Below are 24,922 nucleotides of genomic sequence, written 5' to 3' on the forward strand. Positions count from 1 at the left end.
CCTGGTGGCCGGCTACTTCGCGATGCGCGGCAAGGAGGTCTTCGCGCACGCCGTGCGACGGATGAGCGATTCCTCCCGGGCCGTCCTGAAGACCGTCGGCTGGACGGTGTCCGATGTCGACCACTGTGTGGCCCACCAGGCCAACATCCGCATACTCCACAGTGTCGCCGACCGGCTGGGTCTGGACCGTGCCAAGGCGGCCGTCCACCTCGACCGGGTCGGCAACACCTCCGCGGCCTCGATACCGCTGGCCCTGGCCGACCGCGTCGCGCACGGCGCTCTCACCAGGGGCGACCGGGTGCTGCTCACCGCGTTCGGCGGCGGATTCACCTGGGGATCGACCGCGCTGGAGTGGCCCGACATCGACCTGAAGCAGTAGCAGAAACAATCCTCAACAAGGAGGAGACATCACATGTCGAAGCCCATTGAAGACAAACTTCTGTCCATCATGGCGGATAAGTTCGACATCGAGCCCGGCAAAATCACTCCCACCACCTCGTTCGAAGCCATGGACGTTGACTCACTCGTCCTGGTGGAGTTGTCGGTCCTCGCCGAGAAACAGTTCGGCGTGCGCCTCGGCGACGCGGGCACGATCCGGGGGGCGGCGCTCCTGTTGCGCGACAACGGAGTCACGGGATAGGAGACGTCCGCGACCACGAACCGGATCAGCGCGGCGTTCTTCGACGTCGACGGCACCGTGACCACCAGGACGACGATCTTCGGCTTCCTGGCCTTCTACCTGTCCCACCGAGGGGACGGCCCGGAAGCCGCCCGCGCCGTCGTGGACCAGCTGCATTGGCTGCGGGCCCAGGGCCACAGCCGCGAGTCGGTCAACCGCGCCTACTACCGCACCTACGCCGGGGAACGACGTGACCTGCTGGAAAACCTGGGACGACAGTGGTTCGCCTACGAGTCCGGTAGCGGGGACTTCTTCGTGCCCGAGGTCAAGTCCGAAATCGACGGATACCGTCGCGTCGGCATCCCGATCGTGCTGGTGTCGGGATCGTTCTTCGCCTGCCTGAACCCGCTGGCCGACGCCTGGGCGCGCGGTTGGCCGATACTGGCGGCCCGGCCGCCAGTATCGGCGGTCACGCCACGGTCGAGGCGTACCGGTCGGTGAAGTCCAGGACGCGGCGCCAGGCGTCGGCCGAGATCTCGCTCCACTCGGGATTGCCGCCGTCGAAGAACGAATGCGGAGCGCCCTCGTAAACCTTGTGCTCGTATGGTTTCCCGGCCTCGTCCAGCTGCCGCCGGAAGTCGTCGAACTGCTCGGCCGTGGTGGCGACGTCGTCCCCGGCCAGCAGCAACAGCAGCGGGGCCGAGATCTCGGTGACGCGCTCGGCCGCCAGACTCGGCAGTCCGTAGAAGCCGACGCAGCCGTTGAGGCCCGCCACGACGCTCGACAGCCGCCACGAATGACCGCCACCCAGGCAGAAACCCACCGAGTACACGTCGTCGTCGGGATGCCGCCGCCGCAGGAACTCCACCACGGCTGCGGCATCGGCGGACACGTTGTCGGGCACCAGTTGCCGGAAGTTCGGCGCCCAGTCGAAGTCGTCGCCACGTGGTCCCGGCCCCGCCGTCCGTCCGTAGTAGTCCAACACGGCGACCGAGAACCCGGCCTCGGCGAACCGCCGCGCGAGCTCCAGATAGTACTGATGAACGCCGCGCCGGTCCGGGAACACCACCAGGCTGCGGCCCAGCGGCTGGCCTGGCTCGGTGTGGAAAACCGTGAAGCTCGTCCCGTCGGCCGAGGTCAGTTCGAGCAGTTCCTCGGAGGCGACACTGCCGGACTCGGACAGCTTCGGCGGAGCCGAATCGGTGTCGTGGCACATGGGATCACAGGACCTTTCTGGACGGGGATGGGATGTGCCCCAAGCTAACGCTCGAATCCGGGCCGTGAAAGGCGTGAAGGTGGGGGAGTCCTCCCTAGGAGTCCCAGGGCCAGTCTCGCGCGATTCCGCCGCCGAGCCGAGCCCAGACCGGCCGGGTAGCCGGACGAGACACTGCCTCAGGCGCGGGACTCGTCGGCGGTGACCGACGGTTCGCGCGGCGGCCACCAGTCGTAGTACTGGGCCGCCTTGCGCAGCGCCGGTCCGGTGCCCAGGCGTCCGGCCAGCCACATCCCCGTGTCGCGGGCCGCGACCGCGAACGGGTTGTCCAGCATGGCGATGCGCCCCACCTTCGCCGACTCGGCGACCATCATGGACGTGCGCGCCGACCGGGAACGCGTGTAACCCGCCAGCCCGTCGCCCTTGGTCACCTCGTGTGCCAGCGTGACGGCGTCCTCGATGGCCATGCAGGCTCCCTGCCCGAGGTTCGGCGTCATCGCGTGCGCCGCGTCCCCCAGGATCGCCACCCGGCCGCCGTGCAGCGCGGGCAGCGGCGTCTCCATGAAGTACACGTCGTTGCGCAGCACCCGGGCGGGGTCGGCGGACGCGAACAGCTCCGGGATCGGCGCGGCCCAGGAACCGAAGCGCCGCAGCAGTTCGGCGCGCTCGTCGTCGGGTGCCCGCTCGCCGGGCGCGCAGCGGGCCATCGCGTACAGGTACACCCGGCCGTCGGCCAGCGGCACCACGCCCACGGCCGAACCCCGGCCCCAGTACTCCGCCGGTTCCGGCCGCTTCGCGGGCGCGGGGACGATGACCCGCCAGGTGGTTCCGCCGGAGTACACCGGACGTGGGTGATCGGGGAACACGGTGGCGCGCAGTCGCGAGCCGATGCCGTCGGCGGCGACGACGAGATCGGCGCTGACCACGCCCTCGTCGGTGGTCACGATTCCGGTTTCGGGATCGACCGCCTCCACCTGAACGCCGAGGTGCAGCTCGGCCGGATCGATGCGACTCGACAGCTGTTCCACCAGCGCCGCGCGCGGCAGCACGACCGTCGGGTCGCCGAAGTGCTCGGTGAGCCGTTCGACGCTGACCCGGTTGAGCCAGCCGCCGCTGGACCGCCGCAGCCCGCCGGCACCGGCGAAACTGGACAGTCGCCGTACCTCCGCGCCGACGCCGATGGTGTCCAGCGCCCGCAGCGCGTTGGGTGCCACGGCCAGTCCCGAACCCACGGGCTCCAGGCTTCGGGACCGCTCGTAGACGGCGACTTGCCAACCGTGCCCGCGCAGCGCCAGCGCCGCGGTGAGCCCTCCGATGCCGCCGCCGACGATGACCGCGTTCCTCATGACCGACTCCTTCACTACGTTTGTAGTCGAAAGTTACTACAGAAGTAGTGAAACAACAAGTGTAGTATTCGCCACGTGAAATCCGAACGGGCCAGAATAGTCGCGGATGCCAGCCTAGAAGTGTTGGCGGCCAAGGGAATGCGTGGCCTGACCCACCGAGCCGTCGACGAGACCGCCGGACTGGCCTACGGGTCGACCTCCAATCTGGCCCGAACCCGGGAAGCCCTGCTGGAACTGGGCCTGACCCGGCTGATGGAGATCGAGGCCGACCGGTTCAGCCGGTTCCCGTCCGGCGACCTGGGCCAGGGCCCCGAAGCCTTCGCGGAGTTCGCGGCCCAGTCGATCCACCTGCTGATCAACGAACACCGCCGCATCACCCAGGCCCGGTACGAGATGGCGCTGGAGGCGACCCGCAGCCCCCGGCTGCGGAAGATCTACGACGAGGCGGGAGTGCTGCCGCGCCGGTACACCGCTGACCTGCTGGCCGCGACCGGGTTCCAGGACGCCGAGCGCCGGGGCCGGGTGATGGTGTCCATGATCGACGGGATCATCTTCGACGCCATCGCCGGAGCCGGGGGCCAGCCGTCACTGGACGAACTGCGGCGGACGCTGCGGGAGATCCTGGAAGGCATGTGGCACTCGGGCTAGCTGCATTTCGGAGGTCACGCTGCGGGGGTGGGTGATGGCACAATGGTGTGACCCTGCGGAAAGACTCTCATGCCCATCGAGCCCATCCTGAAAGCCATCGGTGCGCCCTGGCCGGTTTACGTGGTCGTCCTGCTGACCGCCGCGGTGCTGACCGCGACCCCACCGGGCCGCCGATTCGTGGAGCGGGTCCTCACCTGGTGCGCGGTGAACATCCGGTTCCGGCTGCGGGCGTTGCGTCGGTACCGGGACGAGGTGCTGCGAGTGGACAGCGAGGTTCCGCTGCCGTTCGTGGCGCACGGCGAGCACCCCGTCAAACTGACCCAGCTCTACGTTGGACGTTCGGTGGCGGACCGGTCGACGCGACCACGGGTGAAGCGCTCGGACGAGGAGGCGGCGGAACCGGAACCTGATTCCATGGAGCGCAGGCTGAGCACCTCCGACCGCCGCAAGGCCGCGGTCATCACCGGCGAACCGGGATCGGGCAAGAGCTTGCTGTTGCAGGCGTTGGTGTACGGCTGGGCCAACAGGTTCAGCGAGGTCAGCAGCGAGCCGATTCCGATCCGGATCAGCCTTCCCGATCTGAGGCCCGAGCTGCGGCCCGAGAAACCGCATCCGCTGGACGAGGACGGCGAACTGTATCCGCTGCGACAGCTGATCGCGCGGAGCTTCCAGCTGCGCGGTGTCTCGCACGCGATGCGGTTCGTGCTCCACAGCCTGCGCAGCGGTCGGCTGTGGCTGTTGCTCGACGGACTCGACGAGGTGTCCAAGACCAATGAGGACGAGGTGCGTCGGCTGCTGGTCCTGGCGCGGGAACGGTATCCGCGGTGCCGGTTCACGGTGACCTGTCGGGAAGCGGTGTATCGGCAGCGGCTCGCCGGATACGACACCCTGTCGCTCGGCGGATTTACCGAATCCAACATCGACGAGTTTCTGGAGCGCTGGTCTGAACGCCCTGACGGGTCGCCTGAGCAGGTGCGGCGGTTGAAGGCTGACCTGAACGCGGGGGTCGACCGGCTGAAGCAGCTGGCCCAGAGCCCGTTGCTGCTGACATATATGGCCTATGTGTACGGTCGCACCGACGTCGATCGTCCGTTGCCAGGTTCGCGCGGGAGGTTCTTCGAGGAGGTCGTCGACTTCCTGTTGACGCACAAGGCGGGGGACGAGTTCAGCGCCGAGTCGAAGTCCTTGGCGTTGCGGCAGCTGGCGCTTCGCGCGTTGCGGGCCGAACGGCAGGTGCTCAGTCACGAGCAGGTGATCGCGGAGATCAGGGCGACGCTGCCACAGGCGGGCCTGCCCGAGGACGTGGCGACGTCGCTGTTGCGAGAGATCGTCCACCGCACCGGACTGTTGCGGAAGTTGCACGCCCGCAACGAGTACCAGTTCGCGCACTTGAATCTGCAGGAGTTCTTCGCGGCGACGACGTTCGGGGAGCATCCGACGGAGTTGCTGTCGCACTATCGCTCTGATCCGGACACGTGGCGGGAGGTGGTGCGGTTGTGGTGTGGACAGGCGTCCGCGAGTGTTCCGTCGATTGTCGACATCCTTCAGCAGTCTGACTTCGCGCTGGCACTGGATTGCCTCGCTGAGTCCGATGGGGACTATATACCCGACTGGCTGACCGAGCGAGTCATGCAGACGTTCAGGGTTTTCACACCCGACGGCCTGGCCCTGCTGCCCAGCGCCCAGGATGAGGGCCGCGTCATGTCGGCGATCTCGTCGCTGGCGGCGGACTCACGATCACTCGGTACCCGGGTTCGCCAACTCCTCATGGACGGCAGTGACGGGGATCCGCAACTCAATGACGCCAGCATGATGCACGTGCTGGCGATGTCCGGGCACGAGGACGCGGCCGATCATCTGCTGCGTCGAATGCGGAACGCGTCAAACGACGAAGGAGGTATCCAGCCGATCTGGTTCTTCCGGTTGATGGGGGACACCGCGGTCAAAGCACTGTGGAACCTCCATACGCCACCATGGAGTCAATCGATGAACCCCGGACCCGTCGCGAGCGACTTCGGGTATCCCGAAACAGGGTTCGAAGCCGAACTCGTCAGCGACATCGCGTTGATCGCGTCGCCGCTCGCGTTGCAGCGGCTCACCGAACTGCTTTCCGATCCCCGGTCTGAGGTGTGTGTTACCGCCGCCCTCAAGTTGGCGCAACTTGTGGCCATGCCGGGACACGAGGCGGTGTTGCGGCGGATCAGTTTTCCCGAACCGACGGAACTGGACCTGCCGTGGCGGCCCTTCGAGGCCGGGTGTTCGGCGGACTTCGTCCGGCTGATGAATCGCATCGTCGCAATCCTGGCCGGGTTCCATCCCACGCGCGCCGACTATCCGATCAACCTCGAAGACCTGCAGATTGACAACCGGATCGCCACATACCTGGTGGCGGAGGCGGCCATGGCGGGAATACAGCGCGTTGAAGCACTGCCGATCGCCAACGCGCTGGAGTACTATCCGGCCGCCACGGACACCGACCTTCGGGACACGGCCGGGGCCGCTGGTCATCGCTCGAACACGCCGGTGGAGAACCTCAGCCCGGACCGCGCGGAGGTTGTACTCCTGGAACTCGTGACAGCTTCGGGTGGTATTGACCGCGATGAGCGAGGCAAGCGGCCGGTGGGAATGGCCGCCTGGTTTCAGGTCCTGCGCGACAGCATCTCCGACACGGCGCTCGCCGGAGTGCTGTCGATGGCGAAGGGCAGGCCGTACCACGATCTCGACGTCGACTGGGTTCCGGTCACGCGGCTGGAACCCGACGCGAAACCGTCGAGCCCGATGCGACATCTACAGTGGGCGTTCATGGCCACGTTCTCCGTGGCCGCGACGGTCGTGTTCCTGACGCTGGCGCCCGCCGAATCGTGGCATCCACTGTGGTTCCCGATCTTCGCGGCGTGCGTGGCGGTGGGCGGCACGGCGAGTCTGGTGATCCGCAGCGCGACCGCGATCGGGGTTGCCGTGGTGTTGCTCGTCGGCGTCGCGGCCATACCCATGTTGGTGGTGGGCGGTGCGCAGCTCGTCGACTGGTTCGGCCGGACACTCGGACTACTCGGCGCCATAGTGGTATTGATTGGTCTCGGGTTCGTCTCGCTCTACCTGCTGGGAGGACTGTCGGACCGCGCCTATCGGCGTTACCCGGGTTTGGCGGCGCTGCCGCTTGCCCCGTGGGCGGGGCTGGTCGTGTATCGGCTCTTCGCCGAGGACTGGGGCCCGGCATGGCTTCAGTGGCTCGCCGGGGCCGGAGCGGTCACGTATCTGCTGTACTGCTTCGAAGCGGTGGGCAGAGTGTTGGTGCTATACCGCAGCTTCATCGGCGCGTTCCTGCCTGTCACGGCACTGTCGTGGATCGGACTCGAGAACCGGTTCGATGCCCTGCCCGCGACGTTGCTCAGCGTCGGCGGCTACGCTTTCGCGGCGACCGTCACCATCGTCATCGATCGCTACCTGCTGCGGCGTGAGAACCCGCTTCGGGGGACGCTAGCGGAGCTGACGAAGCGCAACGACGAGATCAGCCAGCAACGACAGAGCCGCTTCGGCGACTGGGCGCACCCCGACGTCCTCGGCAAGTTCAAGCTCCACTCGCCCATCGCCTGACGTCTCGGCTAGGGTGCGCAGTAGTCGAACCCCCTAGCGACAGCGAGGCACGATGGACCTGGTGTTTCGAGGTGCCGACATCATCGACGGCACCGGCAACCCCCGATACCGCGCCGACCTCGGCGTCGCTGGCGGACGCATCGCGGCGATCGGCGACGTCCCCGACGCCGCCCGCGTCATCGACGCGTCCGGCCTGGTGCTGGCCCCCGGGTTCATCGACATGCACGCCCACTCCGACCTGGCGTTGCTGAGCGACCCCGAGCACCTGGCGAAGGTCGGCCAGGGCTGCACGCTCGAAGTCATCGGACAGGACGGCCTGTCGTACGCGCCGATCGACGACGTCGTACTGCCCCAGCTGTGGGAGCAGCTGGCGGCCTGGAACGGCAAGCCGGAACTGGGCGTCAGCTGGCGCGACGTGGGGGAGTACCTGGAGCTGCTGGACCGTGGGATCGCCGTCAACGCCGCCTACCTTGTTCCACACGGGACTGTGCGAATGCTGGCGATGGGGTACGACGACCGGCCGCCGACTCCGTCCGAACTGGAGCACATGAAGCGGCTGCTGGACGAGAGCCTCGCGTACGGGGCCTTCGGGATGTCGGCGGGTCTGAGCTACGTGCCCGGCATGTACGGCGGCACCGCCGAGTTGATCGCGCTGTGCGAGGTCGTGGCGGCGCACGGCGGGTTCTTCGCGCCGCACCAGCGCAGCTACGGGGCGGGGGCGCTGGAGGGGTACGCCGAGATGATCGAGATCGGACGGTCGTCGGGCTGCGGGGTGCATCTGACCCACGCGACGATGAACTTCCGGCCCAACGTCGGCCGCGCCGACGAACTGCTGGCCCTCATCGACTCCGCGTCCGACGTGGACATCACGTTGGACACCTATCCGTATCTGCCGGGGGCGACCTCGCTGTCGGCCCTGCTGCCGAGCTGGTCGTTCGAGGGCGGGCTGGCCGAGTGCGCCCGGCGACTGCGCGATCCCGAGACGCGGGCGAAGATCCGCCACGAGCTCGACGTCGTGGGCACCGACGGCTGTCACGGCGTCGCGGTGGAGTGGGACCTGATCGAGATCAGCGGCGTCGCCCGCGACGAGCATCAGCACCTGGTGGGCCTGACCGTCGCGCAGGCGGCCGGAGCCGTTGAGCCGTCCGAGTTCTACGTCGAGCTGCTGCTGGCCGAGAACTTCGGCACCGGCTGCGTCATGCACGTGGGCCACGAGGACAACGTCCGCGCGATCATGCGTCACCCCGCCCACATGGCGGGCAGTGACGGTCTGCTGGTCGGCGGCCGTCCCCACCCGCGAGCCTGGGGCACCTTCCCGCGCTATCTCGGCCACTACAGCCGCGACCTCGGGCTGATGTCGCTTGAGGAATGTGTCGTGCACCTGAGTGGACGCCCCGCGAAACGGCTCGGTCTCACCGACCGGGGGCTGGTGCGCGAGGGCTGGGCCGCCGATCTGGTCGCCTTCGATCCGGCGACCGTCATCGACACCGCCACCTTCGCCGAACCGCGCCGACAGCCGAGCGGTATCCCGTACGTCGTGGTCAACGGCGAACTGGCGATAGACGACGGAAACCGGACCGCGGCGCTCGGTGGCAGAGCGCTGCGGTCCGGCGTCCGGTAGGACTAGGCGGTGGCGAGGTCGCGGGCCCGCTTGTGGGCCTCGGCGTGGGTCTCGTCGTAGATGTGCTTGAACTGCGCCAGTGCCGGGACCACGTGGGACAGCGCCATCTCGGTGTGCAGGAAGGTGAGGTCCTTGGCACCCAGGAACTCGAAGAACCGCTCCAGGTACGGCTCCTGGTGGTCGAAGTGATGGCGCGGGGTGCCCGGGGCGTAGGAGCCGCCGCGCGAGGTCGCGATGACGAACTTCTTGTCACTGAGCTCACTCTTGCCGTCGTCGTCGGCGAAGAACCGGCCGATGGCGATGCGGTCCATCCACGCCTTCAGGTGGGAGGGAACCGAGAAGTTGTACATGGGCACACCCAGCAGGATCGTGTCGGCGGCCACGACCTCGTCGATGATGTGCTTGGCCGGACCGAAGGCCTCGGCCTGCTCGGGGGTGTGCTCGGATTCAGGGGAATTGATGGCGCCGTAGGTGACGGCGTCGATGTGGGGGATAGGGTCGGCGGCTACGTCCCGGTAGATGTAGCGGCCCTGCGGGTTGGCGGCCTGCCATTCCTTGGCGAAGGTGGCGGTCACCTTGCGGGAGTGCGAGTTGTCGCCGTTGATGCTCGAGTCGACGTGCAGCAGTACTGACATGGTCAGCCCTTTCCTTAGGACGAGTTCGGAACATACGGTACCAGATGATCCGAAGCAAGAATATCTAGCGGCGGAATGTGCACTTTGGCGATGTCTTGCCGTACCATTGCCCCATGTCATCGTCGGTCGAACCCTTCCCCACCTGTCCCAACACCTCCAGCGTCCGGACCGACATCGCGTGGCTGCTGCACCGGGCGGCGCAGCGAATTCGGCAGGAATGGGACGTGGCCGCCCGCGAACACGGGCTGCGGGACATGCGCGACTGGATCGTCCTGGCCGCCGTCGGGGAGGGCGAGAAACGCACCCAGTTGGCCATCGGCCAGGAACTCGGGCTGGACAAGACCACCCTGATGTCGGTGCTGGACCGGCTGGAGCGGGACGGCTTCGTGGTGCGCACCGTCGACCCCAACGACCGCCGGGCCCGGGTCCCGGAACTGACCGAGATCGGCGCGAAGGTCCGCGACCTGAAGGTCCCGGCGCGGCAACGCGTCGAGGAGGCGGCGCTGACCGGAGCCAGCACCGAGGACCGGCACGTCTTCTTCTCGGTGCTGAGCCAACTGGCCGGTGTGGACTCCGATTCCGAGGAGCCCTCGCACGGTTCCTGTATGCGGTGATTGTGGAGTAAGTCCGTTCCGGGGTGAGAACGCAGGGCCACCACGTCTGGCGCCGAACAACTACAGTGGCGATATAGCTACCGCCGTGGTCCGACGGTGGGAATCACCCTGACGAGAGAGCTCCCCGATGTACGACTATGGACCCGGACAACCGCAGGACCCCAACGCGTATCCGCAGCAACCACCACAGCCGCAACAACAACCGCCGCCGCCGGTGCAACCCACACAGCCCTACGATCCCTCGCCCCCGATGACCTCCGGGCCCCCGGCGCAGCCGACGGCGCCGCAGTTCACCGGCGGCACGGCCGTACCCGCCTACCCGACGGCGCCGGTCACCGGGGCGGGCCCGCTGGGGACGACGCAGTTCCCCGCCCCCGGCCTGCTGCCCCCGCCGCCGAAGAAACGCAGCGCGGCCGTCCCGATCCTGGCCGCCGTCAGTGCGCTGCTGCTCATCGGCGCGGTGGTGTTCATGATCCTGTACTTCAACACCAGGAGCGACCTGGCCGACGCCCGCAGCACCATCAGCGACAACGAGGACTCGATCGACAAGAAGGACGACGAGATCAAGGACCTCGAAGACGAGAAGCAGGACGCCGACGAGTGCGTCAAGCTCGTGGAGGAGATGTTCACCGAACTGAGCAGCACGCCCGACACCACCGAACTGGACCGCATCCTCCAGGAGATGGAGTCGACCTGCCAGTCCTGACCCGGCGGGGGAGTCACCGCCGCCGCAGTCGCGCCAGATCCGCGGGGGTGTCGATATCGCGGGGGTCGCCGAGGCCGTCACACGCCACCTCGGTGATCAGATCCGGGTGAGCGCGCAGGAACTCGCGCGCCCCGACGTCGTCGTGCGCCGCCTCGGCGATCTCCGGCCACAGCCCGCGATCGAAACACACGGGGTGACCCCGTCGTCCGTTGTAGACGGCCATCGCGACCAACGCGCCCAGCGCGTGGGCCTCCCGGACCCGGCGAACCGACACCGGTGAGATGCCGGGCTGGTCGACCAGCAGGACCACCACGCCCTCGTGCTCGCGATCCAGCGCCGCCAGTCCGGCCCGCAGCGAGGAGCCCATGCCGGTGTGCCACCGCGGGTTGTACACCGGGGTGAACGCGGTGGCCGAGCGCGCGCGGGCCGCGTAGGCACTGATGCCCAGCACGCCGTACACCGTCTCGCAGCCGCCCTCGCGCAGGATCGTCACCGCGCGATCCAGCAGTGTCGCGCCCCGATACTCCACAAGCGCCTTCGGCCGCCCGAACCGGGTTCCAGCTCCGGCGGCCAACACCAGGCCCGCGACGCTCATGGCACCCGCAGCGCCAGGAACAGGTCCACCCGGTCGGTCAGGCGCCGCAGGTCCCGTCCGGTCAGCCGCTCCACCCGTTCGATGCGGTACCGCAGCGTGTTGACGTGCAGGTGGAGCTTGGCCGCGCACCGCGACCACGAACCCTCGCACTCCAGGAACTCCTCCAGAGTGGAGACGAGTTCGGACTTGTGCTCCTTGTCGTATTCGAGCACCGGTCCCAGCACTTTGGAGCGATAGGCGCGGCGCACGCCGTCGGGGACGGTGGCCATCAGCAGTACGTGCGAGGTCAGGTCGTCGGGTCCGGCGACCTCCACCGCCGCCTCCCGGGCCGTGGCCAGGTGCACCGCGTGCCGGGCCTCCGACAGCGCGCCGGTCAGGGCCTCGGCCGAGTCGACGGCGTCGGAGATCCCGATCGCCACCCGGTCGTCGCGCAGCCCCTTCGACAGCGTCGCGGCCACCTCGCGGGCGTGGGCGACGATCTCGGCGTGCCCGGACTCGACCCGGGCCACCGCGATGACCTCGCCGTGCCGCCGCGCCAGGGTGAAGGCGGCGCTGGCCGGGGCGATCGCCTCGGTGAGCACCGACGGCCCCAGACTCAGCGAGGCCGGTCCGGTGGCGGTGCACACCGCCACCACGTAACCGCCCGGCCCGCTCAGCCCGGCGTGGGCCAGATGCGAGGCGAGGTGGTCGGCGCCGGTGTCGAGCGCGAGTACCAGGTCGTGCTCGGACTGGTCGCGCTCGACGGTGCGGCGCAACTCCAGCGAGATCAGAGCCACGAGCTCCTCGGTGACGTCGCGGCGCTGCGGCGGCCACTGAGTGTGGTCGTCGTCGACGACCAGCATCCAGCCACAGTGGGGGGACGGTCCGCCGACGCCGAACACCGAGTACTCGCTGCGCTTGTTCACCCTTATCCGGCGCGGCAACGGCCCGCCGCCCAGTACCTTGGCCGCGATCGTCCTGCGGGCCGACGCGCTGGGGGTCGCCTCGGGGGTGCTCGAACGGATGACGCGTCCGGTGGCCGACAGGATCTGGCAGTCCATGCCCAGCTCGTCGTGCACCAGCGCCAGCACCTCGCCCAGGCCGCCGCCCGAGGCGATGAGCTGCCGGTGCCGCCCCAGCACCGCCGCCACGTCGGCGGACCGGTGCGCCGACAGCCGCTGCACCACCCGCTCGGTGATCGTCGAGAACGACACCTCGGGGCTGACGTGGAACAGCGGCAGGTCGTGACGGCGGCAGGCGTCGACCAGTTCGGCCGGGATGTCGGAGCGCTCGGGGTCACCGGCGCCCAGGGCGCTGACCCCGGCGGCGGCGATGCAGCCGACGAACTTGTCGGCGTCGGTCTCGTCGTGCCGCCACAGCATCCCGGTGAGGACGAGCTCGCCGCCGGACAGGTAACGCCGCGGGTCGGGCAGATCGGTGGGAACCACCCAGCGGATCTTGCGGTCCAGGTGACCCTGTCCGGACAGCAGTGTCAGCCCCAGCTCCGGCATCTGGAGCAAAGCATGCAAATCCATGGTCACCCCCTGGGGGTCGTGGTGGACGCAAGGTTAACCGTTCGGCAACTCACATGTGATCTGGATGATCCTCCAAATCTGGCCGGGATGTCGGGCCGATGTTTTGTGTCTTGTGACACTGGCGGCGGTCCATGCCACGCGGGTTTACTTCCGTTTCATCGAGGTAAATGACTATCTCGATTCGACCGACTACTGTCCGCGAGGAGGCGAACCGTGTTGAGCATGGAGGCATTTAATTCGCTCGAAGCGGACGAGGCGCGAGCGGCGCTGACCGCCGTGTGCGCCGCCCCCGCCTGGATCGACGCCGTCGCGACCGGGCGCCCCTACGCCGACGCGGAAGCGCTGCGCGAGGCGGGGCTGGCGGCCTACGACGCGCTGACGCCGGAACAGATCCGGCAGGCCGTCGACGCGCACCCCGCGATCGGCGCCAAGGTCGGCGGCGACTCCGTCGAGTCGGCCTGGTCGCGCGGCGAACAGCGCGGCGCCGCGTCCGCCGACGCCGACACCGCGCGGGCCCAGGCCGAGGCCAACGCCGCCTACGCCGAACGCTTCGGCCACGTGTTCCTCATCTGCGCCACCGGACGCTCGGCGGCCGAGATGGTCGCCGAGGCGCGGCGGCGGCTCGACAACGACCCCGAGACCGAAGCCGCCGAGGTGGCCCGAGAACTGCGGGCGATCGTCGCGCTGCGGTTGCGAAAGCTGGTGAGCACATGAGTCTGTCCACCCACGTCCTGGACGCGACCGCCGGGAAACCCGCGGCCGAGATGGGCGTCGAGCTGTGGTTCGAGTCCGAACCCGGTGAGTACGAACAGCTGCACGTCGGCGCGACCGACGCCGACGGCCGCATCGGCGGCTGGACGGTGCGCCAGGGCAAGCACCGGATCGTGTTCGACACCGGCGAGTGGTGGAAGCGCCGCCGCACCCCGACCTTCCACCCCGAGGTCATCGTCAGCTTCACCGTCACCGACCCGGACGCTCACCACCACGTGCCGCTGCTGTTGAGCCCGTTCGCCTATTCGACCTACCGAGGGAGCTAGACCATGGCCCGACTCGACGTCAACCAGTACGGCAAGGCCGAGACCCGGGTGGTGCGGCTGTGCCGGGACACCCCGCGTCACGAGATCCGGGACCTCAACGTGTCGATCGCGTTGTCCGGCGACCTCACCGACGTCCACCTGTCCGGCGACAACTCCCACGTCGTGCCCACCGACACCCAGAAGAACACCGTCTACGCCTTCGCCCGCGCAGGTATCGACCAGGTCGAGACCTTCGGGCTGCGGCTGGCCCGGCACTTCGTCGACGAGTTCGACCCCATCCACGGTGCCTCGGTCGACCTGGACGAGTACGCCTGGCAGCGGGTCGGCGACCACTCCTTCAGTCGCGGCTCCGGAGGGGAGACCCGCACCGCCCACATCGGATACGACGGGGACGTCGCCACGGTGTCCGCCGGACTGAAGGACCTGCTGCTGCTCAACTCCACCGACTCGGAGTTCACGGGCTACATAAAGGACCGGTATACGACCCTGCCGGAGACCAAGGACCGGATCCTGGCCACGGCCGTGTCGGCCACCTGGGTCTACGCCTCCGATGACCTCGACTTCACCCGCGCCTTCGCCGACGCGCGCGGCGCCGTCATCGCCGCGTTCGCCGACACCTATTCGCTGTCACTGCAACAGACCCTGTACTCCATAGGGGAACGCGTGCTCAGCGCGGTGCCCGAGGTGACCGAGGTGTCGCTGTCGCTGCCCAACAAGCACCACTTCGTGTACGACCTGTCCCCGTTCGGACTCGACAACCCCGGCCTCGTCTTCAACGCCGCCGACCGCCCCTACGGCCTCATCGAGGGCACGGTGAAGCGATGACGGACATGGACTTCCACCGGCCCGCGACCTTGACCGAGGCGCTGGAGTACAAGGCCCGCAATCCCGGGGCCGTGCCGATCGCCGGTGGCACCGACATCATGGTGGAGCTCAACTTCGACGTCCACCGGCCCGCCGCGCTGCTCGACCTCAACCCGGTGACCGAACTGGCCGAATGGGGCAACGACGGCGACCGGATCCGCATCGGCGCCTGCGTCCCGTACTCGCGCGTCATCAACGAACTGGGCACCCGGCTGCCGGGCCTGGCGATCGCGGCCCGCACCGTCGGCTCCCCGCAGATCCGCAACCGGGGCACGCTGGGCGGAAACCTCGGCGCGGCCTCACCGGCAGGCGACGGCCACCCGCCGCTGGTCGCGTCCGGTGCCCACATCGAACTATCCAGTGTGCGCGGTGTCCGTCGGATACCGGCTCCGGAGTTCTTCACCGGCGTCAAACGCAACGTGCTGGAACCCGACGAGCTGATCACCGCGATCCTGGTCCCCGCCGCCCGGGGCCCGCAGCAGTTCGCCAAGATCGGCACCCGCAACGCGATGGTCATCGCGGTGTGCGCCTTCGCGCTGTCGCTGGACCCCGAGTCGCGCGGCGTCGGCACCGGGATCGGTTCGGCCGCACCGACACCCCGGCGCGCCACCTCGGCGGAGACCTTCCTGTCCGAAGCCCTCGACTGGGAGAAGCGCTCCGACATCGACGAAACCGTTTCGCGGCGGTTCGGCCGGCTGACGGCCGAGGCCGCCAGTCCCATCGACGACGTGCGGGGCTCGGCCGCCTACCGCCGTCACGCCCTGTCCGTCATGGCCCGCCGCACCCTCGGCTGGGCGTGGAAGGAGTACCAATGCGCGTGAAGTTCACGGTGAACGGATCCCCGGTGACCGTCGACGACGTGTGGCCCGGTGAGAGCCTGCTGTACGTGCTGCGGGAGCGCGCCGGGTACCCCGGCGCCAAGAACGCCTGCGAGCAAGGCGAATGCGGCTCCTGCACCGTCTATCTGGACGACGAGCCGGTGTGCTCGTGCCTGGTGGCCGCGCCCCAGGCCGAGGGCCGCGAGGTGCGCACCGTCGAGGGACTGGCCGAAAAGGCCGACACCGACCTGGCCGAGATCCAGAAGGCCTTCGTCGAGGCCGGGGCCGTGCAGTGCGGGTTCTGCACCCCGGGACTGCTGGTGTCCGCCGACGACCTGCTGAACAAGTCGGCCGAACCGTCCGACGCCGAGATACGGGAAGCACTGGCCGGAAACCTGTGCCGCTGCACCGGTTACGAGAAGATTCTCGACGCCGTGCGGCTGGCCGCGACGAGGAGGGCGGCATGAGCAGCCGACTGATCATCGACAACGCCGCCGTCGCGACCGTCGACGACACCGACACCGAGCACCAGCGCGGGCACATCGTCGTCGAGGACGGCCGCATCACCGCCGTGGCCGCCGGAAGCGCACCGTCCTTTGACGACAACACCCCGACGCAGTATGTGGACGGTGCCGGGTGCCTGGCCACGCCGGGGCTCGTCAACACCCATCACCACCTGTACCAGTGGGTGACGCGCGGCATGGCCGTCGACCACACGCTGTTCCAGTGGCTGACCGAGCTGTACCCGGTGTGGGCCCGGCTCGACGCCGACGGCCTGTACGCGGCGGTGCGCGGCGGCCTGGGCTGGCTGGCCCTGACCGGCTGCACCACCAGTGCCGACCACCACTACGTGTACCCGCGAGCCGTCCGCTCCGAACTGGACGCCGCGCATATCGGTGCGGTGCGCGACATCGGGCTGCGCTTCCACGCCGCGCGGGGGTCAATGGACCGGGGCGAGTCCGACGGCGGACTGCCGCCGGACCACCTGGTGGAGTCCATCGACGAGATCCTCTCCTCCACACAGGACCTCATCGGGAAGTACCACGACCCGTCCTTCGACTCGATGCTGCGGGTGGCCGTCGCACCGTGCTCGCCGTTCTCGGTCAGCAGCCGACTGCTGCGCGAGTCGGCCGAACTGGCCCGGTCGGCGAACGTCCGGCTGCACACCCACCTGTGCGAGTCCCTCGACGAGGAGGAGTTCTGCCGCGAGACCCACGGTTGCTCCCCTGTGGAGTACATGGACTCGCTGGGCTGGCTCGGCGACGACGTCTGGTTCGCCCACGCCGTGCACCTGTCACCCGAGGCCGTGAAACGCCTGGGCGACACCGGAACCGGAGCCGCCCACTGTCCCAGCTCCAACGCGCGGCTGGGCACCGGCATGGCCGGGGTCCGCGCCATGCTGGACGCCCGGATGCCGGTAGGACTCGGCGTCGACGGCGCCGCCTCGCAGGAGGCGAGCATGCTGATCGACGAGCTGCGGCTGTCGCTGTACACCGCCCGCCAACTCGGCGGACCCACGGCGCTGTCCTCGCGGCAGGCGCTGCGACTGGGCACCATGGGCGGTGCCGCCGTCCTGGGCCGCCAGCACGAGATCGGCTCGCTGGAGCCCGGCAAGCTCGCCGACATCGCGCTGTGGCGGCTGGACGGTCTGGCCCACGCCGACATCGCCGACCCGGTCGCGGCCCTGACCCTCGGGGCACCCGCGCCGCTGAAGCTGCTGACCGTCGGCGGCCGCCCGATCGTGGCCGACGGCGAGCTCCTCACCGCCGACACCGCCGAGCTGGCCCGCGAGGCCCGAGCCGCCAACCGTCGCCTCGTGAACGGAGAAGCGAAATGACGAGCCAGGAACGCGAAGCGACCGGCCACGGTGCCACAGCTTCCGCCGTCACGCAGCGGTCGCTGCCCACCCCGCTCACGCAGGGGCTGCGGGGCGGCGTCGGCGACAGCCCCGTCCGCCCCGACGCCCGGCTGAAGGTGCGCGGCGAGTTCGCCTACTCCTCCGACCTGTGGATGGAGAACATGCTGTGGGGCACGACGCTGCGCAGCCCGCATCCGTACGCCCGCATCCGAAGCATCGACATATCGCCCGCCCTCAAGCTCCCCGGCGTGCGGTGCGTGCTGACCGCCGAGGACGTCCCCGGCGTGAAGTTCTACGGCAACGACCACCCCGACCAGCCGGTGCTGGCCATGGATGTCGTCCGCTACCAGGGCGAACCGGTGGCCATCATCGCCGCCGACCATCCCGAGACCGGACGTCGAGCCGCCAAACTGATCGAAGTGGACTACGAGGTCCTCGAACCGCTGACCGACCCGCGGCGGGCCATTCTCGACGAGTCCGCGCCCCACCTGCACGAGGGCGGCAACATCGTCCGCCACCAGCCGGTGCGGGTCGGCGACCCCGACAACGCCACCGCCGACGTGGTCGTGACCGCCGAATACGAGGTCGGCATGCAGGACCAGGCGTTCCTCGGCCCCGAATCCGGGCTCGCGGTTCCCGCCGAGGACGGCGGCGTCGACCTGTACATCGCCACCCAGTGGATCCACAATGACCTGTGGCTTGTGGCGCCGTGCCTTGGCCTGCCCGAGGACAAGGTCCGCATGACGCAGTCGGGCGTCGGCGGCGCCTTCGGTGGCCGCGAGGACCTGTCGGTCCAGATCCACGCCTGCATGCTGGCACTCCACACCGGTCGGCCGGTGAAGATGATGTACAACCGGGAGGAGTCGTTCTTCGGCCACGTCCACCGCCACCCCGCGTTGATGCGCTACGAGCACGGCGCCAACCGCGACGGCAAACTCGTCTACGCCAAGGCCGAGATCATCCTGGACGGCGGCGCCTACGCCTCGACCACCCCTGCGGTTGTCGGCAACGCCGCCTCACTCGGCATCGGCCCCTACGAGGTCCCGCACATCAAGATCGACGCCTGGGGCACCTACACCAACAACCCGCCCTGCGGCGCGATGCGCGGCTTCGGCGCCGTCCAGGCCTGCTTCGCCTACGAGTCCCAGATGGACGCGATGGCCGCGAAACTCGGACTGTCCCCGGTGGAGTTCCGGCGCCGCAACGCCGTGTCCCAGGGCAGCGCGCTGGCCACCGGCCAGGTCATCGACTCACCCGCGCCGCTGGCCGAGATGCTGACCCGGCTGGAGGCCATGGAGTTGCCCCGACCGGTCGACGACGACGGGTACGACCTGCGGGGACTGCCCGGCGGCGTCGCCAACACCACCCACGGCGAGGGCGTCAAGCGCGGCGTCGGCTACGGCGTCGGCATCAAGAACATCTGCTTCTCCGAGGGCTTCGACGACTACTCCACCGCGCGGGTCCGGCTGGAGGTCATCGGCGGCGAACCCGTCGCCCTCGTCCACACCGCGGGTGTCGAGGTCGGTCAGGGGCTGGTGACCCTTGAGGCCCAGATCGCCCGCACCGAACTCGGCGTCGAGCAGGTCACGATCGTCCCGGCCGACACTCAGGTCGGCTCGGCCGGATCCTCCTCGGCGTCGCGCCAGTCCTACATGACCGGCGGCGCGGTGCGGCAGGCCTGCCTGGCCGTGCGCGCCGTGGTCGCCGAACGCGTCGGCTCGTCCGCCGACGAGATCACGCTGACCGGCGGCAAGATCGTCTCGGCGACCCGCGGCGTGATCGGCGCGCTCGCCGAGATCCTGGGCGACTCGCCCATCGAGCAGACCCGCGAATTTCGTCACAGACCGACCCAGGAGATGGATCCGGTCACCGGCCAGGGCGACTCACACACCCAACTGGCCCTGTGCGTGCACCGAGCGGTTGTCGACGTCGACGTCGACCTCGGACTGGTCAAGGTCGTCGACCTGGCCGCCGTCCAGGACGTCGGCAAGATCCTCAACCGACTGTCCCTGGAGGGGCAGATACACGGCGGTACCGCACAGGGCCTCGGCCTGGCCGTCATGGAGGAAATCCTCGTGACAGACGGGAAAGTACGCAATCCGTCCTTTACCGACTATCTCATCCCGACGATCCTCGACATGCCACCCATGCGTATGGAGATCCTCGAGTATCCCGACCCGAACGCACCCTACGGACTGCGCGGCGCCGGCGAACCTCCCACGCTGTCGTCCACACCCGCCATCGCCGCGGCCATCCGCGACGCCACGGGACTGCGCCTGCCCCGGGTGCCCATCCGCCCGGAGCACATCACGAATACCTGAACCCGCAAGATCATGAACGGTCGACCGCTGACTTGCTCCCGCTCGCACGGTCGACACGCCCGAAAGATTCACACAAAAAGTGGGAGTTATTCATGAGCAGCAGTACAACCAGGGCCGCCACCCGCCCCAAATCCGGTGGTGAGCCCGGCTGGTTCGACCGGTGGTTCCAGATCACCGAACGCGGCAGCAGCGTCGGCCGCGAAGTCCGCGGTGGCCTCACCACCTTCATGGCGATGGCCTACATCATCGCCCTCAACCCCCTGATCCTGTCCGGCGCCAAGGACGTCAACGGCGAGTCACTGTCGGTCGTCGGCGTCACCACCATGACCGCGTTCTCGGCGTTCGTGGCCACCCTCGTCATGGGCGCGCTGGGCCGGGTGCCGCTGGCACTGGCCGCCGCGCTGACCGTCAACGCCGTGGTCGCCTACCAGATCGCCCCGCAGGTCACCTGGCCGCAGGCCATGGGCCTGGTCGTCATCCAGGGCCTCGTGATCGTGCTGCTGGCCGCCAGCGGCGTCCGCACCATGATCATGAACGCGATCCCGCTCGACCTCAAACACGCCATCGGCGTCGGCCTGGGGCTGTTCATCGCCCTCATCGGACTCGTCAACGCCGGTTTCGTCACCCGCCGTCCCGACGCCGACGGCACCTCGGTGCCGGTGACGCTGGGCCAGGGCGGCGTCCTCAAGGGCTGGCCGATCGTGGTGTTCGTCGTCGGCATGCTCATCATCATCGCGCTGTGGGCCCGCAAGATCCCCGGCTCGGTGCTGCTGGGCGTCGTGGTGGCCACGGTGCTGGCCATCATCATCGAGTCGACGCTCCACCTTGGATCGAAGATCTGGGGGGTCGTCACCCCGGCGATGCCCGAGAAGGTCGCGCAGGCCCCGGACTTCTCACTGTTCGGGCAGGTCGACGTCATCGGCGCCATCACCCAGATCGGCTTCGTGTCACTGATCGTGTTCGTCTTCACGCTGGTGCTGTCGGGCTTCTTCGACGCCATGGGCACCGTGATCGCGGTGTCCGACGAGGCCGGACTGGTCGACAAGGACGGCCAGCTGCCCGGCATCGGACGGGTGCTGTCCATCGACGGCGCCGCGGCCACCTTCGGCGGCATCACGTCCTCCTCGGCCAACACCGTGTTCGTCGAGTCGGCGGCCGGGGTCGGCGACGGCGCCCGCACCGGTCTGGCCAGTGTGGTCACCGGCGGCATGTTCGGTCTGGCGATGTTCTTCGCGCCGCTGGCCACCGTGATCCCGCAGCAGGCCGCCGCCCCCGCGCTGGTCCTGGTCGGCGGTCTCATGTGCGCCCAGGCCAAGAACATCGACTGGAAGAACACCGAGATCGCCATCCCGGCGTTCCTGATCCTGGCCATCACCCCGTTCACCTACTCGGTGACCGCCGGGGTCGGTGCCGGGGTGATCGCCTACGTCGTCATCAAGGCCGTCAACGGCAAGTGGCGCGAACCCGGCTGGCTGCTGTGGATCGTGTCGCTGGTCTTCGTCGCCTACTTCGGAATACACACGATCGAGAGACTGGTGCAGTAGCACCATTATGGAAGGAGCCGGACATGCGTGACATCGCCGCCGAACTCGCCGACTGGTTGCGGACCGGACGGCACTTCGCGATGGCATCGGTGATCGATGTCGCCGGTTCGGCTCCTCGCCCCATCGGCACCGCGCTGGCCGTCGACGCCGACGGGACCGCCGTCGGCGGCGTGTCCGGCGGCTGCGTCGAGGGCGCGGTGTACGAACTGTGCCAACAGGTCCTGGCGACCGGCGAGTCGCGGATCGAGAGCTTCGGCTACTCCGACGAGGACGCCTTCGCGATCGGACTGACCTGCGGCGGCACCGTCACCGTCTTCGTCACCCGCGTCGAACCCGGCGACCCCGCACTGTTGGCCACAGTGGACGCGATCCTCGCGGGCCGTTCCGTGGCCGTGGCCCGAGCGATCTCCGGCCCCGGCGCCGGACGGGCGCTGGCCGTGACCGACCAGGCCGCCACTCCCGAGCGGCCGGACTGCCAGGCCGCCAGTGGTTCGCTCGGCGACGCCACCGCCGACACGGTGATCGGCTCGCTCGGCGCGGCCGACGTCGACGCCGCCGCTGCCGAGCAGGCCCGCGAGCTCCTGGCGCGTGGCGGTTTCGGCCGCTTCGACACCGGCATCGGCGAGGTCCTCGTCGAGACCTACCCCAGCCCGCCCCGGCTGCTGGTCTTCGGGGCCGTCGACTTCGCCGCCGCCGTGGTGCGGGCCGGGAAGTTCCTCGGCTACCGGGTCACCGTGTGCGACGCCCGCCCGATCTTCGCCACCGAGCTGCGGTTCCCCGAAGCCGACGAGGTCGTCGTCGACTGGCCGCACCGCTACCTCGACGCGACCACCATCGACGAACGCACCGCCGTGTGCGTCCTCACCCACGACCCCAAGTTCGACATCCCGCTGCTGGAACGCGCGCTGCGGCTGCCGCTCGGCTACGTCGGCGCCATGGGTTCGCGACGCACCCACCGCGACCGGGTCCGGCGGCTGCGCGAAAAAGGAGTCACCGACACCGAACTGGCCGCACTGCACTCGCCCATCGGCCTCGACCTGGGCGGCCGCACCCCCGAGGAGACCGCGCTGTCCATCGCCGCCGAGATCGTGGCGCTGCGCAACAACGCCGACGGCGGTTTCCTGTCGGCCACCGACGTCCCCATCCACCGCGGCCGCGGCGGCGCGGTCGAAGCGGCCTGACCCCTCACGGCATCCCAACCCCCGATCCCCTAAGGAGCAAGCTCATGGTCCACATGTTTCTCAACGGCGGCGCGATGCGCGGCGGCCCGCTGCACGACAAACTGTGCGGCGCCCCGCTGGTGGCCGAGACCCGCTCGGCGCCCGAGTACCGCTTCTACTCCGTCGGGGATCGCTTCCCCGCCATGGATCCCACCGACGACCACGGCCACGCCGTGGTGGGGGAGGTGTACGACGTGTCACTGGACGTCCTGCACGACTCGCTGCTGCCCGCCGAGCCCGAGGAACTCGAACTGGGCGTCATCCGGCTCGCCGACGGGCAGCCCTGTCTGGCCATGGTGCTGCGCCGCAACCTGCGCGGCCACCCGTCACTGACCGACATCTCGGACCTCGGTTCGTGGAACAACTACCAGGAGATCACCTCATGACCCGCTTCACCGCCAACCTGTCCATCCTGTTCACCGAGCTGCCGCTGCTCCAGCGGCCCGCGGCGGCACGGGCGGCCGGGCTGGAAGCCTGCGAGTTCTGGTGGCCGTTCCCGACCCCGACACCCTCGGATTCCGAAGTAGACGCGTTCGCCTCGGCCGTCACCGACGCCGGACTCCAGCTGACCGGACTGAACTTCGCCGCCGGGGACATGCCGGGCGGCGACCGGGGACTGCTGTCCTCCCCGTCCGAATCGGCGGCGTTTCGCGACAACATCGACATCGCGCTCGGCATCGCCGATCGCCTGGGCTGCAAGGCACTCAACGCCCTGTACGGCAACCGCGTCGACGGCGTCGACCCCAATGCTCAGGACGCGCTGGGAGCCGAGAACCTGGCACTGGCGGCTGCTGCCGCCGCCAAACAGGACGCGGTGGTGCTCGTCGAAGCCGTCAACTCCATCGAGAACCCCCGCTACCCGCTGACGTCCTCGACCGACGTCATCGCGGTCCTGGACCGGGTCGGTTCCGCCAACCTGAAGTTCCTCGCCGACTTCTACCACCTGGCCCGCATGGGGGAGAACTTCGACGAGGTGCTGTCCGTCCACTTCGACCGGATCGGGCACGTGCAGATCGCCGACGTCCCCGGCCGGGGTGAACCCGGCAGCGGAACCTTCGACTTCGCCGCGCTGTTCGACGACCTCGACGTGCGCGGCTACTCCGGCCTGGTGGGCCTGGAATACAAGCCCACCGTGGCCAGTGCCGACAGTCTCGGCTGGATGGAGAAACACCGGCAGTAACCCCCGACCACCACCGTCACTCGCGTCGCTTCGCGACGTCGTGTCGGCACCTCCTTGCCTTAATCCACGAACGAAAGAGGAAACAGCAATGACGACCATCGGATTCATCGGACTGGGCATCATGGGCGCGCCCATGGCCAAACACCTCGTCGACGCCGGGCACCAGGTGCACGGCTTCGACCTCTCCGCCGACGCGACGGCCGCGCTGGCCGCGGGCGGCGGCAAGGCCGCCGGTTCCATCGCCGAGGCGGTCAACGGCGCCGACCTCGTCATCACGATGCTGCCCGCCGACCCGCACGTCGAGACGGCCGTGCTCGGCGAGGACGGCGTCCTGGCCCACGCGAAGACCGGCAGCCTGCTCATCGACATGAGCACCGTCAGCCCGCAGACCTCCCAGGCCGTCGCCGAAGCTGGAAAGGCACGTGGGGTCCGAGTACTGGACGCCCCGGTGTCCGGCGGCCAGGCGGGCGCTGTCGAAGGTGTCCTGTCCATCATGGTCGGCGGTGACGAGTCCGACTTCCGGGCCGCCGCCCCCGTCTTCGACGCCTTCGGCAAGACCGTCGTCCACGTCGGACCCCACGGCGCCGGGCAGGTCGTCAAGGCCGCCAACCAGCTGCTCGTCGGCGGCATCATCGCGCTCAACGCCGAGGCGCTGGTGCTGATGGAGGCCAGCGGTGTCGACCCGCGACTAGGACTAGAGGTCCTCAATGGAGGGTTGGCCGGATCCACCGTCCTGACCCGCAAGATGGACAACTTCGTCAACCGCTCCTACGACCCGGGTTTCCGGATCGACCTGCACCACAAGGACATGGGCATCGCCCAGAACGCCGCCCGGGGCGCGGAGGTCGCGCTGCCGCTGACGGCGGCCGTCGCCCAACTCGTCGCCGCCGCCCGCGCCCAGGGGCTCGGCGACCGCGACCACTCCGCCCTGCTGGCGGTCATCGAGGGATTCAACAACCGGAAGGAGACATAGAC

The 24,922-nt window shown here is 69.0% G+C and carries 25 protein-coding genes; 20 read left to right on the forward strand and 5 right to left on the reverse strand.

All coding sequences use genetic code 11. From position 1 onward, the window contains the following. Positions 1 to 4: 4 nt before the first annotated feature. The 3 genes from SNAS_RS12425 to SNAS_RS12435 are packed head-to-tail and all read left to right on the forward strand — an operon-like array spanning position 5 to position 1,120. The gene (locus SNAS_RS12425; RefSeq protein ID WP_052304986.1) at positions 5 to 379 is read left to right on the forward strand and encodes a 3-oxoacyl-[acyl-carrier-protein] synthase III C-terminal domain-containing protein; all 375 of its coding nucleotides are present in this window, start codon (positions 5 to 7) and stop codon (positions 377 to 379) included. A 33-nt stretch (positions 380 to 412) separates the two neighbouring features. After that, the gene (locus SNAS_RS12430) at positions 413 to 640 is read left to right on the forward strand and encodes an acyl carrier protein (protein ID WP_013017776.1); all 228 of its coding nucleotides are present in this window, start codon (positions 413 to 415) and stop codon (positions 638 to 640) included. Between the two features lie 24 nt (positions 641 to 664). Beyond that, positions 665 to 1,120, forward strand: coding sequence for an HAD family hydrolase (locus SNAS_RS12435; protein ID WP_083787099.1), 456 nt, complete (start codon positions 665 to 667; stop codon positions 1,118 to 1,120). On the opposite strand, the gene SNAS_RS12440 is transcribed toward SNAS_RS12435, so the two are convergent. Beyond that, positions 1,089 to 1,835, reverse strand: a complete 747-nt coding sequence (locus SNAS_RS12440) for a dienelactone hydrolase family protein (RefSeq protein WP_013017778.1) — start codon at positions 1,833 to 1,835, stop codon at positions 1,089 to 1,091. The two genes, SNAS_RS12435 and SNAS_RS12440, sit on opposite strands and share 32 nt — an antisense overlap. Before the next feature lie 176 nt (positions 1,836 to 2,011). Continuing rightward, positions 2,012 to 3,178 (reverse strand): FAD-dependent monooxygenase, encoded by a 1,167-nt coding sequence (locus SNAS_RS12445; protein ID WP_013017779.1) that lies wholly within the window; start codon positions 3,176 to 3,178, stop codon positions 2,012 to 2,014. A 75-nt stretch (positions 3,179 to 3,253) separates the two neighbouring features. Here SNAS_RS12445 and SNAS_RS12450 point away from each other — a divergent pair, with 75 nt between their 5' ends. The 3 genes from SNAS_RS12450 to SNAS_RS12460 all read left to right on the forward strand — a co-directional run bounded on the left by SNAS_RS12450 (position 3,254) and on the right by SNAS_RS12460 (position 9,041). Beyond that, positions 3,254 to 3,826 carry a TetR/AcrR family transcriptional regulator gene (locus tag SNAS_RS12450; protein ID WP_013017780.1) on the forward strand — a complete coding sequence of 191 codons (573 nt, stop codon included), beginning with the start codon at positions 3,254 to 3,256 and terminating at the stop codon, positions 3,824 to 3,826. Positions 3,827 to 3,895: 69 nt separating this feature from the next. Further along, positions 3,896 to 7,420: an NACHT domain-containing protein gene (locus tag SNAS_RS12455; protein ID WP_013017781.1), complete on the forward strand. Its 3,525-nt coding sequence runs from the start codon at positions 3,896 to 3,898 to the stop codon at positions 7,418 to 7,420. A gap of 52 nt (positions 7,421 to 7,472) precedes the next feature. Continuing rightward, complete coding sequence (locus tag SNAS_RS12460) at positions 7,473 to 9,041, forward strand: N-acyl-D-amino-acid deacylase family protein (RefSeq protein WP_013017782.1); 1,569 nt, start codon at positions 7,473 to 7,475, stop codon at positions 9,039 to 9,041. A gap of 2 nt (positions 9,042 to 9,043) precedes the next feature. Here SNAS_RS12460 and SNAS_RS12465 read toward each other — a convergent pair whose 3' ends face one another. Next, on the reverse strand, positions 9,044 to 9,676 hold the full coding sequence (locus tag SNAS_RS12465; RefSeq protein WP_013017783.1) for an FMN-dependent NADH-azoreductase: 633 nt from the start codon (positions 9,674 to 9,676) through the stop codon (positions 9,044 to 9,046). Positions 9,677 to 9,789: 113 nt separating this feature from the next. On the opposite strand from SNAS_RS12465, the gene SNAS_RS12470 reads away from it, so the two are divergent. Together SNAS_RS12470 and SNAS_RS12475 are read left to right on the forward strand one after the other, a co-directional pair. Beyond that, the gene (locus SNAS_RS12470) at positions 9,790 to 10,290 is read left to right on the forward strand and encodes a MarR family winged helix-turn-helix transcriptional regulator (protein WP_013017784.1); all 501 of its coding nucleotides are present in this window, start codon (positions 9,790 to 9,792) and stop codon (positions 10,288 to 10,290) included. Between the two features lie 127 nt (positions 10,291 to 10,417). Beyond that, entirely contained in the window at positions 10,418 to 10,996 is a 579-nt protein-coding gene (locus SNAS_RS12475) for a hypothetical protein (protein ID WP_013017785.1), read from the forward strand. Between the two features lie 13 nt (positions 10,997 to 11,009). Here SNAS_RS12475 and SNAS_RS12480 read toward each other — a convergent pair whose 3' ends face one another. Further along, positions 11,010 to 11,591 (reverse strand): nucleotidyltransferase family protein, encoded by a 582-nt coding sequence (locus SNAS_RS12480; RefSeq protein ID WP_013017786.1) that lies wholly within the window; start codon positions 11,589 to 11,591, stop codon positions 11,010 to 11,012. Continuing rightward, positions 11,588 to 13,105 (reverse strand): PucR family transcriptional regulator, encoded by a 1,518-nt coding sequence (locus tag SNAS_RS12485; protein ID WP_013017787.1) that lies wholly within the window; start codon positions 13,103 to 13,105, stop codon positions 11,588 to 11,590. Before SNAS_RS12485 ends, SNAS_RS12480 begins: the two co-directional genes overlap by 4 nt. Before the next feature lie 222 nt (positions 13,106 to 13,327). On the opposite strand from SNAS_RS12485, the gene uraD reads away from it, so the two are divergent. The 12 genes from uraD (at position 13,328) to SNAS_RS12545 (ending at position 24,920) form a co-directional block, all read left to right on the forward strand. Continuing rightward, positions 13,328 to 13,819, forward strand: coding sequence for a 2-oxo-4-hydroxy-4-carboxy-5-ureidoimidazoline decarboxylase (gene uraD, locus SNAS_RS12490; RefSeq protein ID WP_041624820.1), 492 nt, complete (start codon positions 13,328 to 13,330; stop codon positions 13,817 to 13,819). Next, positions 13,816 to 14,142: a hydroxyisourate hydrolase gene (gene uraH, locus SNAS_RS12495; protein WP_013017789.1), complete on the forward strand. Its 327-nt coding sequence runs from the start codon at positions 13,816 to 13,818 to the stop codon at positions 14,140 to 14,142. The genes uraD and uraH overlap by 4 nt, the downstream gene beginning before the upstream one ends. A gap of 3 nt (positions 14,143 to 14,145) precedes the next feature. Then, positions 14,146 to 14,967 carry a factor-independent urate hydroxylase gene (gene pucL / locus SNAS_RS12500; protein WP_013017790.1) on the forward strand — a complete coding sequence of 274 codons (822 nt, stop codon included), beginning with the start codon at positions 14,146 to 14,148 and terminating at the stop codon, positions 14,965 to 14,967. A gap of 5 nt (positions 14,968 to 14,972) precedes the next feature. Further along, on the forward strand, positions 14,973 to 15,827 hold the full coding sequence (locus SNAS_RS12505; RefSeq protein WP_041625997.1) for an FAD binding domain-containing protein: 855 nt from the start codon (positions 14,973 to 14,975) through the stop codon (positions 15,825 to 15,827). Further along, positions 15,818 to 16,291, forward strand: coding sequence for a (2Fe-2S)-binding protein (locus SNAS_RS12510; RefSeq protein WP_013017792.1), 474 nt, complete (start codon positions 15,818 to 15,820; stop codon positions 16,289 to 16,291). Before SNAS_RS12505 ends, SNAS_RS12510 begins: the two co-directional genes overlap by 10 nt. Next, positions 16,288 to 17,661: an 8-oxoguanine deaminase gene (locus SNAS_RS12515; protein WP_013017793.1), complete on the forward strand. Its 1,374-nt coding sequence runs from the start codon at positions 16,288 to 16,290 to the stop codon at positions 17,659 to 17,661. The genes SNAS_RS12510 and SNAS_RS12515 overlap by 4 nt, the downstream gene beginning before the upstream one ends. Then, complete coding sequence (pucD, locus tag SNAS_RS12520) at positions 17,658 to 20,003, forward strand: xanthine dehydrogenase subunit D (RefSeq protein WP_013017794.1); 2,346 nt, start codon at positions 17,658 to 17,660, stop codon at positions 20,001 to 20,003. Before SNAS_RS12515 ends, pucD begins: the two co-directional genes overlap by 4 nt. A gap of 92 nt (positions 20,004 to 20,095) precedes the next feature. Further along, positions 20,096 to 21,547, forward strand: a complete 1,452-nt coding sequence (locus SNAS_RS12525; protein ID WP_013017795.1) for an NCS2 family permease — start codon at positions 20,096 to 20,098, stop codon at positions 21,545 to 21,547. A gap of 23 nt (positions 21,548 to 21,570) precedes the next feature. Next, positions 21,571 to 22,728 carry an XdhC family protein gene (locus SNAS_RS12530; RefSeq protein ID WP_013017796.1) on the forward strand — a complete coding sequence of 386 codons (1,158 nt, stop codon included), beginning with the start codon at positions 21,571 to 21,573 and terminating at the stop codon, positions 22,726 to 22,728. Between the two features lie 44 nt (positions 22,729 to 22,772). Further along, entirely contained in the window at positions 22,773 to 23,153 is a 381-nt protein-coding gene (locus SNAS_RS12535) for an allophanate hydrolase-related protein (protein WP_013017797.1), read from the forward strand. Beyond that, entirely contained in the window at positions 23,150 to 23,947 is a 798-nt protein-coding gene (locus tag SNAS_RS12540; RefSeq protein WP_013017798.1) for a hydroxypyruvate isomerase family protein, read from the forward strand. The genes SNAS_RS12535 and SNAS_RS12540 overlap by 4 nt, the downstream gene beginning before the upstream one ends. 40 nt (positions 23,948 to 23,987) lie before the next feature. Continuing rightward, entirely contained in the window at positions 23,988 to 24,920 is a 933-nt protein-coding gene (locus SNAS_RS12545) for a 2-hydroxy-3-oxopropionate reductase (protein WP_280101509.1), read from the forward strand. Positions 24,921 to 24,922 lie beyond the last annotated feature (2 nt).

The organism is Stackebrandtia nassauensis DSM 44728 (assembly GCF_000024545.1).
Lineage (GTDB): Bacteria > Actinomycetota > Actinomycetes > Mycobacteriales > Micromonosporaceae > Stackebrandtia > Stackebrandtia nassauensis.